This window comes from Nocardia sp. NPDC051981, from assembly GCF_040680715.1.
Classification (GTDB): Bacteria; Actinomycetota; Actinomycetes; order Mycobacteriales; family Mycobacteriaceae; genus Nocardia.
In genome coordinates, this window is the sequence record NZ_JBFAXK010000007.1 from 1 (window position 1) to 15,499 (window position 15,499).

General features: G+C 70.3%; 14 protein-coding genes. 5 read left to right on the plus strand and 9 right to left on the minus strand.

What is annotated here, in order from left to right:
* The first annotated feature begins 229 nt into the window (after positions 1-229).
* Positions 230-1,798, plus strand: coding sequence for an NAD(P)/FAD-dependent oxidoreductase (locus AB0L60_RS15135; protein WP_364613140.1), 1,569 nt, complete (start codon positions 230-232; stop codon positions 1,796-1,798).
* A 28-nt stretch (positions 1,799-1,826) separates the two neighbouring features.
* On the opposite strand, the gene AB0L60_RS15140 is transcribed toward AB0L60_RS15135, so the two are convergent.
* From AB0L60_RS15140 to AB0L60_RS15155, 4 genes are all read right to left on the minus strand, one after another.
* Positions 1,827-5,033, minus strand: coding sequence for a carboxyl transferase domain-containing protein (locus tag AB0L60_RS15140; RefSeq protein ID WP_364613143.1), 3,207 nt, complete (start codon positions 5,031-5,033; stop codon positions 1,827-1,829).
* A 78-nt stretch (positions 5,034-5,111) separates the two neighbouring features.
* Positions 5,112-5,279 carry a hypothetical protein gene (locus AB0L60_RS15145; RefSeq protein WP_364613146.1) on the minus strand — a complete coding sequence of 56 codons (168 nt, stop codon included), beginning with the start codon at positions 5,277-5,279 and terminating at the stop codon, positions 5,112-5,114.
* Positions 5,276-5,479 (minus strand): hypothetical protein, encoded by a 204-nt coding sequence (locus AB0L60_RS15150; RefSeq protein WP_364613149.1) that lies wholly within the window; start codon positions 5,477-5,479, stop codon positions 5,276-5,278. The genes AB0L60_RS15145 and AB0L60_RS15150 overlap by 4 nt, the downstream gene beginning before the upstream one ends.
* Before the next feature lie 604 nt (positions 5,480-6,083).
* Entirely contained in the window at positions 6,084-7,196 is a 1,113-nt protein-coding gene (locus AB0L60_RS15155; protein ID WP_364613152.1) for a CobW family GTP-binding protein, read from the minus strand.
* A 118-nt stretch (positions 7,197-7,314) separates the two neighbouring features.
* Between AB0L60_RS15155 and AB0L60_RS15160 the strand changes: the two genes are divergently transcribed.
* Positions 7,315-8,928 (plus strand): helix-turn-helix domain-containing protein, encoded by a 1,614-nt coding sequence (locus AB0L60_RS15160; protein ID WP_364613155.1) that lies wholly within the window; start codon positions 7,315-7,317, stop codon positions 8,926-8,928.
* On the opposite strand, the gene pucL is transcribed toward AB0L60_RS15160, so the two are convergent.
* The 4 genes from pucL to glp all read right to left on the minus strand — a co-directional run bounded on the left by pucL (position 8,910) and on the right by glp (position 12,678).
* Complete coding sequence (gene pucL / locus AB0L60_RS15165; RefSeq protein ID WP_364613158.1) at positions 8,910-9,830, minus strand: factor-independent urate hydroxylase; 921 nt, start codon at positions 9,828-9,830, stop codon at positions 8,910-8,912. The genes AB0L60_RS15160 and pucL overlap by 19 nt on opposite strands.
* Before the next feature lie 168 nt (positions 9,831-9,998).
* Positions 9,999-10,418 (minus strand): molybdenum cofactor biosynthesis protein MoaE, encoded by a 420-nt coding sequence (locus AB0L60_RS15170; protein ID WP_364613161.1) that lies wholly within the window; start codon positions 10,416-10,418, stop codon positions 9,999-10,001.
* The gene (moaCB, locus tag AB0L60_RS15175; protein ID WP_364613164.1) at positions 10,411-11,439 is read right to left on the minus strand and encodes a bifunctional molybdenum cofactor biosynthesis protein MoaC/MoaB; all 1,029 of its coding nucleotides are present in this window, start codon (positions 11,437-11,439) and stop codon (positions 10,411-10,413) included. Before moaCB ends, AB0L60_RS15170 begins: the two co-directional genes overlap by 8 nt.
* Positions 11,440-11,472: 33 nt before the next feature.
* The gene (glp, locus tag AB0L60_RS15180; RefSeq protein ID WP_364613167.1) at positions 11,473-12,678 is read right to left on the minus strand and encodes a gephyrin-like molybdotransferase Glp; all 1,206 of its coding nucleotides are present in this window, start codon (positions 12,676-12,678) and stop codon (positions 11,473-11,475) included.
* A 107-nt stretch (positions 12,679-12,785) separates the two neighbouring features.
* Here glp and moaA point away from each other — a divergent pair, with 107 nt between their 5' ends.
* The 3 genes from moaA to AB0L60_RS15195 all read left to right on the plus strand — a co-directional run bounded on the left by moaA (position 12,786) and on the right by AB0L60_RS15195 (position 14,568).
* On the plus strand, positions 12,786-13,844 hold the full coding sequence (moaA, locus tag AB0L60_RS15185) for a GTP 3',8-cyclase MoaA (RefSeq protein ID WP_364613170.1): 1,059 nt from the start codon (positions 12,786-12,788) through the stop codon (positions 13,842-13,844).
* The gene (locus AB0L60_RS15190; RefSeq protein WP_354835084.1) at positions 13,837-14,079 is read left to right on the plus strand and encodes a MoaD/ThiS family protein; all 243 of its coding nucleotides are present in this window, start codon (positions 13,837-13,839) and stop codon (positions 14,077-14,079) included. The genes moaA and AB0L60_RS15190 overlap by 8 nt, the downstream gene beginning before the upstream one ends.
* 90 nt (positions 14,080-14,169) lie before the next feature.
* Positions 14,170-14,568, plus strand: coding sequence for a DUF1003 domain-containing protein (locus tag AB0L60_RS15195; RefSeq protein WP_364613174.1), 399 nt, complete (start codon positions 14,170-14,172; stop codon positions 14,566-14,568).
* 72 nt (positions 14,569-14,640) lie between these two features.
* Here the strand turns inward: AB0L60_RS15195 and nadE are convergent, their stop codons facing one another.
* Positions 14,641-15,477: an ammonia-dependent NAD(+) synthetase gene (gene nadE, locus AB0L60_RS15200; RefSeq protein ID WP_364613177.1), complete on the minus strand. Its 837-nt coding sequence runs from the start codon at positions 15,475-15,477 to the stop codon at positions 14,641-14,643.
* Positions 15,478-15,499 lie beyond the last annotated feature (22 nt).

Genomic DNA, 15,499 nt, shown 5'->3' on the forward strand with positions numbered 1-15,499 from the left:
ATCCGCGACATCAACGAATCCAACTCGGCCACAACACGATCCAACACCACACAACACATCTACCAGCACCTACTCACACAGGTGTCGTTGCAGTATTAAGCGATTTCGGTGAGAAGTCACGACACGCCCAATTTGATCCACTAATTGGCGAGTTGCCCCGAGGCAGGTACGCCGGATCTCGTGCTGAAGTAGCGTGAGCCTCGAAACGTGCAGGTCCAAAGGGGAAACAGTGGACGTGACGAGTGCGGGTGGAAAACGGGCCGGGATCATCGGGGCCGGTATCGCGGGGCTGGTCGCCGCGAAAGTGCTGCGGGACGACGGATTCGAGGTCGTCATCTTCGAAAAGGAGGGCGCAGCGGGCGGGGTGTGGATCGAGGCACGGACCTATCCGGGCCTGCGCACCAACAACTCCCGCGATACCTACGCCTACTCCGATCACCCGTATCCGGAGTCGGCCGAGGTGTTTCCGACGGCCGCGCAGGTGCGGGACTACCTGGCGTCCTATGTGGAGCGCTTCGGGTTGTCGCCGCTGCTGCGGCTGTCGACCGAGGTGATCCGGGTGTCCGAGGTGGACGCGGGCTTCGAGCTGAAGATCTGCGGCCCGGACGGGGTCGAGGAGCTGCGGTTCGACTTCGTGGTGGTGTGCGCGGGCGTGTTCTCCACCCCGCAGCTCCCGGTCATCGAGGGCGAGGACGAGTTCGCGGGCCTGCGGCTACATTCCAGCCGGGCCACCGATCCGAGGCTGTACGCCGGCCGGCGGGTGGTGGTGGTCGGGGCCGGGAAGTCGGCGCTGGACTGCGCGGCCTGGGCGGGGGAGCACGCGCGGCAGTGCACGCTGGTGTTCCGCCGGGCTCATCCGATGCTGCCGCGGTTTCTGCCGGGCGGGGTGCCCTCGGACCGGATCATCCTGAACCGCAGCACCGAAGCGTTCTTCCGGTATCACCGGCAGACCCTGATCGAGCGGTTCCTGCACGGGCGGGGCAGGAAGTTCACCGAACGCTACTGGCGCGTGGTCTCGGCCTCGATGCGGTTGCTGCTGCGGTCGCCGAAGGTGATGGTGCCGGACGCGCCGCTGCCGGCGGGGATCGAGAATCTGGGTGTCAGCGACGAGTTCTTCCGGATGGCCCGGCGCGGGCGAATCGCCTTGCGGCGCGACACCATCGCGGCCTTCCCCGGCGGCACCGCGGTCCAACTGGCCGGGGGTGATCGGCTCGACGCCGATGTCGTCGTCTTCGCCACCGGCTGGCGGCAGGAGCTGGAATTCCTGGCGCCCGAGCTGGCCAAGACCGTCCGGGTCGAGGGCCGGTTCCAGCTCTACCGGCACATTCTGCCGCCGACGCTGCCGCGGCTCGGCTTCATCGGATACGGCTCCTCCGCCGCCTGCCAGCTCACCGCCGAGGTGTCCGCGCACTGGCTGTCCCAGCATTTCCTGGGTGAGCTCGCGCTGCCGGGCGTCGACAACATGCACAGGGAGATAGCGCGTGTCGGGACGTGGCTGGGCGAGGTCATGCCGGAACGGCCCGAGGGTTACTACCTCGGCCCGTATCTGACGCACCACATCGACGAGCTGATGGGCGACATGGGTCTGCCCACCCGGCGCACCGACAACTTCGTCACCGAGTACTTCGACACCCTGCTACCCGGCCGGTACGCCGATCTCACCGAGGAACGCCTGCGGGCCCGGAAGTCCGGGTCGCGCCGTCGCCGGTACGTGAGCGCCGGCGGTTCCCTCGGCGGAGTCGCGGCGCTCACCATGGCCTATGCCTGTTACCGGAGGATCCGGGACCGGTGGGCGTAGCAGGGCCGGTTCACAGCCCGGAGTTCTCTCAGCGCAGGGTCCGCACCCAGCGCCGGGTGTCGGCCGGGTCGATGACGTCGTCGAGTTCGAGAACCGTTGCGGCGGTGAGGGCCTTGCCGCTGTCGTAGGCCGCCTGGACCAGTGCGTCGAAGGCGGCCTGCCGCTGCGCCGGATCCTCGATGGCGGCCAGCTCCTTGGCGAAGCCCAGGCGGACCGCGCCCTCCAGGCCCATGCCGCCGATCTCGCCGGTGGGCCAGGCGATCACGAAGCGGGGTGCGCGGAAGGAGCCCGCCGCCATGGCCTGTGCGCCCAGGCCGTAGCCCTTGCGCAGGATGACGGTGCCGAAGGGCACGCCGAGGGCGGCGGCGTCGATGAACAGGCGGCTGAACTTGGTGACGGTGGCGTGCTCCTCGGCCTCGGGGCCGACCATGAAACCCGGTGTGTCGCAGAGGGACACGATGGGCAGGCCGTGTGCGCCGCAGAGCTGCAGGAAGGCGGACAGTTTGTCGGCCGCCGGTGCGTCGATGGCGCCGCCCAGGTGGTGGCAGTCGTTGGCGATGAGGCCGAAGGGGCGGCCCTCGACCCGGACCAGGGCGGTGACGATGCCGACGCCCCAGTCCCGGCGCAGTTCCAGCACCGACCCGACATCCACGATGGCGTCGATGGCGGCGCGAATGTCGAAGGCGCGCAGCCGGTTCTCGGGCACCACGTGCCGGGCCAGACGGGGGTCGGGTGCTTCCCACTCCGCGTCCGCCCCTTGGAAGTACGACAGGTAGCGACGGGCGAGATCGACCGCCTCGGCTTCGTCGGCGGCGACGATGTGGACCACGCCATTGCGGCGCTGCACCTCGATCGGGCCGATGTCCTCGGGCGCGTACACGCCCAGTCCGCCGCCCTCGATCATGGCGGGGCCGCCCATGCCGATATTGGCGTCGGGGGTGGCGATCACGACATCGCACATGCCCAGCAGGGCGGCATTGCCGGCGAAGCAGCGGCCGGAGGCGATGCCGATGAGCGGTACGGTGCCCGACAGCGCGCCCATGGCGCGGAAGGTGGTGACGTCCAGGCCGGAGATGCCGCCGTGGTCGGTGTCGCCGGGCCGGCCGCCGCCGCCCTCGGTGAAGAAGACCACCGGAAGCCGTTGCTCGCGAGCCAGTTCCAGCATGCGGTCGGTCTTGGCGTGATTGCGCATGCCCTGGGTGCCGGCGAGCACCGTGTAGTCGTAGGACATGACCAGCGCGCGGGTGCGGTCCGGGCCGAAGCGGCCGGCATTGATGGTCGCCACGCCCGCGATCAGGCCGTCGGCGGGGGTGCCGGCGATCAGGTCCTCGAGGCTGCGGCGGCTGCGCTGGGCGGCGACCGCCAGCGCGCCGTATTCGACGAAGCTGCCGGGATCGACCAGGTCGGTGATGTTCTCGCGGGCGGTGCGGCGGCCGAGCCGATGCCGCTTGGCGACCGCGGTCTCGCGCCGGGCGTCGAGGGTGATGTCGTGGCGGTCCAGCACCTCGGCGAGGTCGGCGCGCACCGAATCCAGGTCCACCACGGTCGATTCCGCGGCCGGGCCGTCGTGATCGGCGGCCACCCAGGTGACCAGGATGGCGTGCGGGTCGACCACGTCACCCGATGCGACCGCGTGCCGCAGCACCCGCAGCGGTTCGGTCGCGCGCAGCACGTGCTGCATCTTCATGGCCTCCAGGACCGCGACCTCGGCGCCGGCGGCGAGAACCGTTCCGGGCTCGGAGAGTGAGACGACCGTCGCGCCCATCGGGGAGCGCAGGGCCTGTTCGCCTTCGTCCAGATCGAGTTCGGCGGCAGCGGCCGGTCGCACCGGCTGCGGCGCGGTCGGATCCTCGAAACCCTCTGCCCGGGAGCGCAGGTCGTCGAGGCGCTGCTCGAACCAGGCCGTGGTCACCGGGCCCGCGTCGCCGAGTTCGGCCAGCACGGCGCGCAGCAGGTGCAGGTTGGTGTCGACGCCGCCGATCACGGTCTCGGCCAGCGCGTCCGAACACCGTCGCAGCGCGGCGCGGTACGACGGCGCGCACGCGATGATCTTGGCGAGCAGCGAATCGAACTGCACCCCTTGCCGCATCCCCACCTGGGCGGCGGTGTCGACCCGCACGCCCGTGCCGGTCGGGGCGTCGAAGCGGTTGATCACGCCGGTGCTGGGCAGCACCGTGCCGTCGGCCGCGAGCAGTTCGGCGTTGACCCGCGCCTGCACGGCGTAGCCGCGGGTCTCGTTCTTGGGCAGGTCGAGTTCGGCCAGCGTGCGGCCCTGTGCCAGGTCCAGTTGCAGCGCGACCAGATCCACGCCGGTCACCGCCTCGGTCACGGTGTGCTCGACCTGCAGGCGCGGATTCACCTCCAGGAACCAGACATTCGTGCCGTCGACCAGGAACTCCACGGTGATGACGCCCCGGCAGCCCACCGCCTCGGCGATCAGCACCGCCTCCCGGTGCACCCGATCCCGCACGGCCGCGGGCAGTTCCGGTGCGGGCGCGATCTCGATGAGCTTCTGCCGTCGCCGCTGCACGCTGCAATCGCGGTCGCCCAGCGCCACCGCGCCGAGCCCGTCGGCCACCACCTGCACCTCGATGTGCCGCGCCCGGTCGACCAGGGCTTCGGCATAGACGCTGTCGTCGCCGAATCCGGCGAGGGCCTCGGCCCGGCAGCGTTCGACGGCCTCCGCCAGCAGCGCCGTCTCGGTCACGGGCCGCATGCCGCGGCCGCCGCCGCCCGCCGCGGCCTTCACCATGATGCCGCCGGGATGTTCGGCGAGCAGCGCGGCGATCTCGTCCGTTCCGGCTCCGGCCCGGGTCGCGGGCAGCACGGCCGCCCCGGCCCGTGCGGCCGCGTCGCGCGCCGCGACCTTGTCCCCGAAGGTCCGCAGCGTGTCCGGTGCGGGCCCGACGAAGGTCAGCCCCGCGGTCGCGCAGGCCGCCGCGAATTCCGCACTCTCGCTGAGGAATCCGTACCCCGGGTGCACGAGCGCGGCGCCCGGTCCGCGGGCGGCCGCGGCCTGCACCACGGATTCGACATCGAGGTATCCCGCCGCACCGCTGCCCGGCAAGACGAGCGCCCGGTCGGCCAGCCGGACCGCCAGACTTCCGCCGTCCTCGGCGGTGTGCAGCACCTCCGTCACATACCCGAGCTCCCGGGCCGTCCGCACCACCCGGACCGCGACCTCACCACGATTCGCCACCACAACTCGCACGCCGCCAGGCTCCACAACTCGCACGCCGCCAGGCTATGGCACGAATCACCCGGAACGGTCAGAACTTCGTGACGTAGCAGTCGTAGTTGCGTTGCTCGACGATCAATCCGTCCCGGATGGTGAGAAAGGTGGCGATCTCCGCCGCATCTCCGAACCCGCGGCGAGCGCGCCGACCGGCACGGCCAGCACCCCGATCCAGGTGACCTCCAGGGCCACCTGATCGCCGGTGGCGGCGGCGTGGTGAAACTCGAACCGCTGCCGGCGAATCACCTGCCCCCGCGTTCGGCCGCGGCCAGGATCTTGGCCAGATTCCGGGTCGCACCCTGCGGGACCAGCGCGTTCGGCAGCTCCTGCTGCACGACGTCCGGGTGGAAGTAGGCGGCCAGGACCGCTCCGGCGGCGCCGGCCGCGACGGCTCGGTGATAACGGACGGCCAGCTCGATATTCGGATGGTCCGGCATATCACTCACCGGGCCAGTCGAACACGGCGGTGAGTGTGGCGGGCGCTATGTTCGGGGCATGCATTGGGATCAGATGACGGCCACGCCGGGTGCGCTGCGGACGGCCGCGGCGCGGCTGCGGCGCGGAGTGGGGCAGCTGGAAATCCTGGCGGCCATCATCGAGGCGGCGGACGGGCCGTGGCTGGGGGCCATGGATTCCGATGGGCGGGGGACCGCCGAGCTGCGCATGCACCTGGCGGGGAAGTACCGGTTCACGGCGGTGGTGACCAGTGCCGGGAAACTGTCCCTGGCGGAACTGAATTCGCCCGGCCGCGGGAAGCGGGCGGAGCTGGTGCTGTCCACCAAGGCCGCCCAGCGCAAGGGCTGGGACGCGCACAAGGACATGCCCAAGCCGCAGGAGTGGGTGGACTACGTGGTCGGGTGGGTTCGGGCCGCCAGCGCCGCCGTCGGCCGGCGGGATGTGGTGGAGTGGTTGCTCAGGGGCGCCGACCAGCGGCTGGCCGCCATGAACGACAGTGTCGAGGCCATGCGGGCCGCCCTCGCCGAACGCGAGCAGATGCGGGACGAGCTCGCGGCCGAGGTCGCGGAGCTGCGGGCCGAACTCGAGGCGGAATCAGCCCTCGCCGACAAGCGCGTCGTCGTCGGCGACGTAGCGCCAGACGGGGAGGAGGGCGTGGTCGTCGAGGGGGTCGCCGGCGAGATGGGTGGTGGCGCGGAGGCGGGCGGTGACGTCGCCGGCGTCGAGGCCGGAGCCGATGAGGACCAGGTTGCTGACCCGGGGTTCGTGGCGGGTCCAGGCGGTGGGCTCGATGGTGATGTGGCGGCCGACCATGTGCAGCACGAACTTTCGCGGGTCGTCGGGGACGGCGAAGGCCAGCACGCCCTTGGCGCGGAACAGGCCGGCGGGCGGATCCTCCAGTAGCGCAATGAGTTCGCGCGGGTTCAGGTCGGTGTCGGAGGTGAAGGAGACGCTGTCGTAGGTGTCGTGCAGGTGCCGGTGGTCGCGGCAGTCCTCGCCGTGCTCGTGGCAGTGGTCGCCGTGCTGGTGGTCTCCGTGCCCGTCATCGGTGTGGTCGTCGAGCAGTAGCTCGTCGAAGCTGAGCTGTTCACCGACGCGCGGCCGGTTCGGTTCGCGGGTGGGGACGTCGAACAGCAGGCCCGGGTCGACGCGCCCGTGGCTGGTCGGATACACCGGGACCTGACCGACCAGGCCGGTGATCTCCGACCGCAGCCGCTCCAGCGCGGCCGGCTCGACGCGGTCGGCCTTGTTGAGCACCACCAGATCCGCCATCCGCAGATGCGTCGCGAGTTCCGGGTGCAGTTCGCGGCTCGCGGGGAAGTGCTCGGCGTCGACCACCTCGACCAGCCCGCCGTAGCGAATGCGCGGATTGTCGCTGTTCACCACCATGCGAATGAGATTGCGCGGCTCCGCCAGTCCGCTGGCCTCCACCACGATGACGTCGATCTTCTGCCTGGGATGCGCCAGCCGGTCGAACAGGTCGTCCAGTTCGCTGACATCCACCGCGCAGCACACACACCCGTTGCCCAGCGAGACCATGGCGTCGACCTGCCCGGCCACCAGCATGGCGTCGATATTGACCGCGCCGAAGTCGTTGACCACCACCCCGATTCGCGTGCTCCGGGTCCGCAGCAGCCGGTTGAGCAGCGTCGTCTTCCCGGCGCCGAGGAATCCGGCCACGATCAGGACTGGAATGCGGCGGCTCACGGCGACCACCCTACCGACCGGCTGTGAGCCCGCCGCAGCACGCCGGAAACCGCGTGGAAATAACAGCCTCCTACCGTGACGGACTATCCGGACCGACCACGGGAGGTGCGCTGTGCGGGTGCGCGACATTCTCGATGCGCCGCAGTTGCGGATGCGGCTGCTGCACGGGGACGCGGGGGAACTGGATCGCCCGGTCGCCAGGGTCTGTGCGACGGATATGCCCGACCCCCGGCCCTTCGTGACACCGGGTGCGCTGGTGTGTACCGGATTGGTGTGGCGACAGCAGGCGACGGATGCGGACCGCTATGTGGGCCTGCTGGCGGCAGCCGGGGTCGTCGGCGTGGTGGCCGGGCAGGCGCTGCACGGGCACGTGCCCGAGGATGTGGTCGAGGCCTGTCGCCGATACGGATTGCCGCTGCTGTCCGCACCCCAGAGCGTGCCGTTCAGCCGGATCATCGAATACCTGGCCGAGCAGGCGGCGGAGGTGCGCTGGCGGCGGGTGCAATCGCGCGCCGACCGGCAGCGCAGGCTGCTGACCGCGGTCGCCGCCGGGACGGCTATCGAGACCCTCGTCGCGGATTTCGCGGCGGAACAGCGGGTTTCAGCCTGGATCCTGACCTCGACCGGGACGGTCATCGCCGGCACCGAGGACCTGGCGGAGCCGGACATCGATCGCATCGTCGCCACCGCGCTCACCGCGCCGCGCCTGCCCGCGGTCACCACCGGCGCGATGCGCGTCCTTCAGGTCGGTGCGGGCGACCGCATTACCGCCTGGTACCTGGTGATCCGCCCGTCGGCCCCGGAACTCGACCCGTTCGGCGCGGATCTGGCGGCCGTGGCGGAGCTGTATCGGCAGCGTCGCGCCGACCGGCAGCACCTGGATTGGGAACTGGCCGACCGCTTCCCGGTGCCGTTCGCCGAACGGGCGGACGGGTGCGAGGTGGCCCTCGTCTGCGAGGTCCACGCCGCCGACGGGCTGACCGGCCCGGGATCGAAACCGGATGTGCCGCAGCGCCGATCGCTGTCCGGGGGTGTCGCGGGCGCCATCGAGCGGGCAGGAGCACCGGCTCACGCTGCGGGACCTGTAGCACCGCAGCAGGTTGCGAGCTGGGCCGATTCGTCCGCTGGACTGCTGGCCGTCCGTGCGGCCCTGCACGACGCCCTGCCGGATATCGCCACGTCCATCGACCGCGAAGGCAGACTGGTCGGCGTGACGGCCGGAACCCAGGACGGCATCGCGGCCACGGTGGTCAGGCGACTCGGGCGAATCGCACCGGCGCTCACCGAGATTCGGCTCGCGGTCGGTGTGAGCGCCCGGCAGCCGGACGAGACCCTGTCGGGTGCGATCGGCGCGGCGGCCGCCGCCGCCACCGCGGCCCGCGACGACACGGCCCCGGTCAGCCTGCGGGTGGCCGATATCGATTCGGCCGTCGGCCTGCTCACCGCGGTGCCCGGCGGCCTCCAGCGGCGATTCGCCGAACGCGTACTGGGTCCGGTGCTGGAGTACGACCGGCGGCACGGGGCCGGACTGCTGGAGACGCTGGAAGTGTTTCTCGGGTGCGAAGGCTCGTGGCGGCAGGCGGCCGATCGAATGCACCTGCACCTCAATACCGTTCGCTATCGGATCGGCCGGATCGAGGAGCTCACCGGGCGTGATCTCGGGCGGCTCGACGATCGGCTGGATCTGTATCTGGCGGTGCGTACGCTGGCCGGTCAGACCGCGCCGGTGTAGGGATCCCAGGCGGTTCCGGCATCCGGGGCGCCCTCGCGCAGCACGCTCGCCTGGATCAGGCCGTAGGGACGATCGTCGGCGTGGAAGACCTCGCCCTGGTTCGGGACGCCGAAACGGTCTGTGTCATAGGCGAAGTGGTGTTTGTTGGGGGCCGACATGCGGATCTCCGCCAAGCACGGATACGCCGAAAGCGCGGCCCGTCCCATCTCGAACAGGGTCTGCTGCAAGGCTTTCGAGTGCAGGGTCGCGAAGGTCTCGACCATGACGGCGCGGATCCCGTGGTAGGCGGCATCCCAGTCCTCGGGCGGGGTGGCGAAGCGCCAGCGGGCGATCAGGCTGGTGGCCAGGATCCGGTCGTAGGCGGGTTCGAGGACGGTGAACGGGTCCTCGAGGAAACCCGCGAACTCCGAACCCGTGGACTTCAGGATCACCAGATCCTTGACGCCCCCGATCACCCACTCGCGGCGGTCCGTACCGGTCTCGCTCACGGTGATCGCCGCGATCCGCACCTCGGGCCCCACCCGCGTCCAGGTGTGGTCGTGCCCGCTGCCGCCGACCGGAACCCGTTGCCACGCATACTCTTCGATCTCGAGACGCGCCGAATCCACGGGCTCGATGTCGTCGACGAAATGCCGGGCCAGCGCCAGCCCGTACTCCTCGATGCTGCCGTCGCCGTGGCTCTTGGCGTAGGTATAGATGGTCTGCTTCTGCGAATCCGTCGGCAGCACCGTGCCCTGATCGCCGACGGTGTGCGCGTCGTCGAACGCGCCGCGCAGGCACGAGGACACGTTCAGGTCCCGGATCTCGTGCCGAGCGGTGTCGCGGTAGATGCGCACCACCCGGTTCTCGGCCTTGCCGTACTGGTGCGGGCCGAGCACGATCCGGCCGCCGGCTTCGCTCATGGTCGCCTCCCGTCGTCGCTGATCACTGTGCCCCACTGTGGCGTACGGGAGCCGCCGCACACGCTGGTTCCGAGGACAAAATGCCGTACTCCGCCACCGCGACGTTTGGGCGAATCGGACAAAGCCCCGCTGCCCAGCCTGGCGATCAACCGACCTTTGCCGACCGGATCACCCGCAGGCGTTGACCCATTCCGAGAGGCCGTCGGTGAACATCTGGCGCTTCCAGATGGGGACCTCGTGCTTGATGCGGTCGACCAGTGCGGCGCAGGTGGTGAAGGCTTCGGCGCGGTGGGGCGCGGCGACGGCGACGACGATCGCGAGATCGCCGATGGTCAGGGGGCCGATGCGGTGCACGGCCGCCACCGGCAGTCCGGAGGATTCGGCGACTTCCGTGCACACCTTGCGCAGGAACTCCTCGGCCTGCGGGTGCGCCGAGTACTCCAGTGCCGAAACCGATTGCCCGCCATCGTGATCGCGCACCTTGCCGGTGAACACCACGATGCCGCCGTGCTCGGGCCCGCTCACCGCCTGCTCCACCTCGGCCGGATCCAGCGGTTGATCGCTGATCCGGGCCAGCAGTTCACTCATGGCTGCCTCCTCCGGCCACCTGGGCCAGCAGATGTTCGAGAAGCGGTGTCAGCACGGCCATGCCGTCCTTCACCCCGCCCGGCGAACCGGGCAGATTGACGATCACGGTGCGTCCGGCCAGACCCGCCACACCCCGGCTGAGCGCGGCGAGCGGGAACTTGGCGGTGCCCGCCTGGCGGATGGCGTCGGCCACGCCCGGCAGCTCCCGATCGAGCAGGGCCAGCGTCGCCTCCGGGGTGGCGTCGGTGGGGGAGGCCCCCGTGCCGCCGGTGCTGATGACCAGATCCGGCTCGGTGGACAGCGCATCGGCGAGGCCGAAGGCGATATCCGCGTCCGCGAACACCAGCGGCCCGCGCACCGAGAAGCCCTGCGCGTTCAGCCATTCGGTCAGAGCGGGGCCGGTGGTGTCCTCGCGGCTACCGGCGGCGACCCCGGTCGAAGCGACCACGACGGTGGCCGTCCGGCCCGCGCCCGCGAGCGGAGTCGTTGCGGCAGCGGTCTTTTCGTGCTTCTCGTGCCGGCGCTGGTGCTCGCCGTGGTGGACCTCGGCCTCCGGTCGCACCCAATGTCCGTGCTTCCCACCCTCTTTGGTGATCAGCCGTACCCCGTTCAGGGTGGCCGCCGGATCCACCGCCTTCACCATGTCGTGCAGCGTGAGGCCCGCGACCGCGACCGCGGTCAGCGCCTCCATCTCGACGCCGGTCGGCCCCTTGGTCTTGGCGCTCGCCTCGATGGTGATGGTGGTGTCGGTGAAACCGAAGTTCACGGTCACCGACGACAGCGCCAGCTGATGGCACAGCGGAATCAGCTCGGAGGTCTTCTTCGCGCCGTTGATGCCGGCGATGCGCGCGGTGCTGAGCACATCGGCCTTGGGCATGTCGTCGGCGCGGACCAGCCGGACGACCTCGGCGGTGGTCTGCAGTTCGCCCGCGGCGACCGCGATGCGCGCGGTGTCGGCCTTCGCGCTCACATCGACCATGCGGGCGCGACCTTCACGGTCGACATGCGACAACTCACTCATGGCAACCACCTTGGCACAGCATGAACGTGTCGTTCACAGCGGCCGGACCTCGACAATCGTGCCCGCCGGCAGCTCGGTCGCGGTGGCCGGAACATCGATGAGGACATCGGCGTGGGCCATGGCGGCGATCAGATGCGAGCCCTGACCCGACACCAGCGCCACCCCGCCCTCGGCGAGCTTGCCGCGCAGGAACTGCCGCTTCCCGGCGGGGGAGCGGACCGGTTCCAGCAGCGGCAGTTCGGAAATCGGCAGCGCGGGCAGGCCCGCCAGCTCGCGCAGGATGGGGCGGGCGAAGACCTCGAAGGACACCATGGTGCTCACCGGATTGCCCGGGAAACTCAGCACCGGCACCCCGTCCACCATGCTCAGCCCCTGCGGGCCGCCGGGTTGCATTGCCACCGAGCCGAATTCGCCGCCCCGCGCCGACAGCACCTCCTTGACGACCTCGAAGTCGCCCATGGAGACGCCGCCGGAGGTGAACACCACATCGGCCTGCGCCACGGCCTCGGCCAGCCGGGCCCGGAACTCGTCGTGATCGTCGGTCGAATGCGCCACCGACACCACCTCGACACCGTTGTCGGTGAGGGCAGCGGCCAGTGCGATGCCGTTCGAGTTGAAGATCTGGCCGGGCAGCAGGGTCGCCCCGGCGGGCCGCAGTTCGTCACCGGTGGTGAGGACCGCCGCGGACACGGGTCGCCGCACCGACAGTTCGCCCAGCCCGACCGCCGCCAGCGCCGCGATGTGCCGGGGCCGCAGCAGGGTGCCCGCGGCCGCGAGCAACTGCCCGGCGCGCACGTCCGTGCCCGGCTCGCGCACGAAATCGCCACTGGCACGGCTGGTTCGGATCGTCACGGTGACGCCGTCGGACTCGGTGTGCTCCACCGGCACCACGCAGTCCGCCCCGGGCGGCACTGGTGCGCCGGTCATCACCTTGACGGCGCTGCCCGCGGGCAGCGTCAGCTGCTCGGTGTTCCCGGCCGCCACCACGCCGACCAGCGGCAGGGTCGCGGGGACGATGGCCACCGACTCCGCGAGCACCGCGTACCCGTCCATGGCCGAGTTCCGGAACACCGGCAGATCCAGGGGCGCGTACACATCCACCGCCAGCCGCCGCCCCAGCGCCCGGTCCATCGGCACCGTCTCGGCGGCGCGTCCGGCCAGCGGCCGGAGCACATCCTCGATGCGCAGGCGGTGGTCGTCGACGGGCCGGGCCGGGGCTAGTGCGTGCCGGGAACTCATGCCGGTGAGCCTATACGCGGGTGGATCCTCCAGGCCGTGACCGGCTGTTCGCCGGGCTCGCCTCGTAGGAATCTACGAACACTTGCGGTCCCGGCAATAATGGTGCAATGACCGTGGTCGCGATGGGTATGCCCGCTGTGCGAACCGGGCGGCCCGCGATGGACGGACGCCCGGACACGCCCCTGCTGCTGGACCGTTTCGGCCGGGTCGCGCGGGACCTGCGGGTATCCATCACCGAGAAGTGCTCGCTGCGCTGCACCTACTGCATGCCGGAGGAGGGCCTGCCACCCATCCCCGCCGACGAACTGCTCTCCACCGAGGAGATCGTGCGCCTGGTGACGCTCGCGGTCCGCGAACTGGGTGTGCGCGAGGTGCGATTCACCGGCGGCGAACCGCTCATGCGGCGCGATCTGGAGAGCATCATCGCCGGTTGCCATGTGGCGCTGCCGGATACGCCGCTCGCCATGACCACCAATGGCGTCGGGCTCGAGCATCGAGCGCGCGGACTGGCCGCGGCCGGGCTGCGGCGCATCAATGTCTCGCTCGACACCGTGGACCGCGACGGCTTCCACCGGCTCACCCGCCGGGATCGTCTCGATTCGGTGCTGGCCGGGATCCGCGCCGCCATCGCGGCCGGGCTCGCCCCGCTCAAGGTGAACGCGGTGCTCATGCGCGAAACCCTCGACGGCGCGGCCGATCTGCTGCAGTGGTGCCTGGACGACGGCGCGGAGCTGCGGTTCATCGAGGAGATGCCGCTGGACGCCGACCACGAGTGGGCGCGCGCCAATATGATCACCGCCGCCGAGCTCCTCGACGTGCTCGGCGCCCGCTTCGACCTGACCGAGACCGGCCGCGAGGATCCCTCCGCGCCCGCCGAACGCTGGCTGGTCGACGGCGGCCCGGCCACCGTCGGCATCATCGCCTCGGTGACCCGCAAGTTCTGCGCCGACTGCGACCGCACCCGCCTGACCGCCGACGGCCGGATCCGCTCCTGCCTGTTCAGCGATCAGGAGTACGACATTCGCGCCGCGCTACGGTCCGGCGCGACCGACGCCGATATCGCCGGACTGTGGCGTGGCGCCATGTGGAACAAATCGGCCGGGCACGGCATCGACGCCGCCGGCTTCGTCCCACCCGAACGAACGATGGGAGCCATCGGTGGTTGAGGTCCGCTATTTCGCCGCGATCGCCGATGCGGTCGGCAAGGAGAAGGAAACCCTGGACCTGCCGTCCGGGGCCACCGTCGCCGACCTGCGCACCACCCTCTCTGCGGTCTACGGCCCGAAGCTGGACCCCATGCTGAAGGTCTGCGCCTACCTCATCGGCGACGAACTCACCCGCGACGCGGCCACCCCGCTGTCCCCGCGCGTCGACGTGCTGCCCCCGTTCGCGGGCGGCTGACCAGGGCGCGGTGCCGCGCCGCCGCGAATTTCACTGCCGGGCGCTAACATTCGCCGGTCCTTGCACGCCCTCGCCAGGAGACCGATCCGAATGACGCACGCCCCCCGGCCCCAGCACCCCGCCGTCGCGAAAGTGCGGCAGGATCGTGCCGCCAATTTCCAGCTGCGGGTTGCCGACTGGATCACGAAGTTCGCGGGCTCGATGCCCTTCGTCTACATCCACGCGATCGGCTTCGCGGTGTGGATGATCTTCCTCGAGAAGAGCCCCTGGCCCACCCTGACCCTGGTGGTCTCCCTGGAAGCGATCTTCCTGTCCACCTTCGTCATGATCGGCCAGAACCGCCAGGCCGATTTCCAGCAGGCCAAGGCCGATCACGATTTCCAGGAGCAGGAACTCGAGCTCAAGACCAATACCGAACTGACCCGGGCCATTCACGCCATGACGGCCGAGTTGCACCGCCGCCTCATCGACGACGTGGATCAGAAATGAGCAGCGCCCGCTGCTCGATTCACAGCTGTGCCCGCTACGCGTGAGCGCAGCGGGCCCGAGGTCCGGAGCCGGTTATTTCCACCAGGTGTCGAGCGGGGTCACCGGGACGGTGCGCTTGTGGCGGGTGTTCCGGAAGATGGTCTCGACCCGCTCGGAGACCTCGGGGGCGACGGGCTTGCCCTCGAGGTAGTCGTCGATCTGGGAGTACCTGAGGCCCAAGGCTTCCTCGTCGGGCAGGGAGGGGCGATCGTCCTCCAGGTCGGCGGTCGGGACCTTCTGCCAGACGCTCGGCGGCGCGCCGAGTTCCTGGAGCAGTGCCGCGCCCTGACGCTTGGTGAGCCCGGTCAGCGGGGTGATGTCGACGCCGCCGTCGCCGTACTTGGTGAAGAAGCCGGTGACCGCTTCGGCGGCGTGGTCGGTGCCGACGACCAGCATATTGAGCTGACCCGCGATGGCGTACTGCAGCAGCATGCGCTCGCGGGCTTTGATATTGCCGCGCACGAAGTCTCGCAGGCGGGGCTCCTCGTGCAGTTCCACGATGCCGAGGGCGGCTTCTCCGGCGGCGGCGTCCGCGCTCGGCTTGACGTTCACCACTACCGACCGGTCGGGCTGAATGAACCGCAGGGCGATCTGGGCATCTTCCTCGTCGAACTGGACACCGTAGGGCAGGCGTGCGGCCACGAAGGTGGCGTCGTGGCCCTCGGCGCGCAGCTCCTCGGCGGCCAGCTGGCACAGGCGTCCGGTGAGGGTGGAGTCCTGGCCGCCGCTGATGCCGAGCACGAAACCGGTCGCGGGCGTGGAGCGCAGATAATCCTTGAGGAAGTCGATGCGCCGCCGCACTTCGATTTTCGGTTCGATGTCCGGCAGGACGCCCAATTCGGCGATGATCTGTGCGCGCAGGTTCCCCATGGCCACACTCTACTGAACGGCC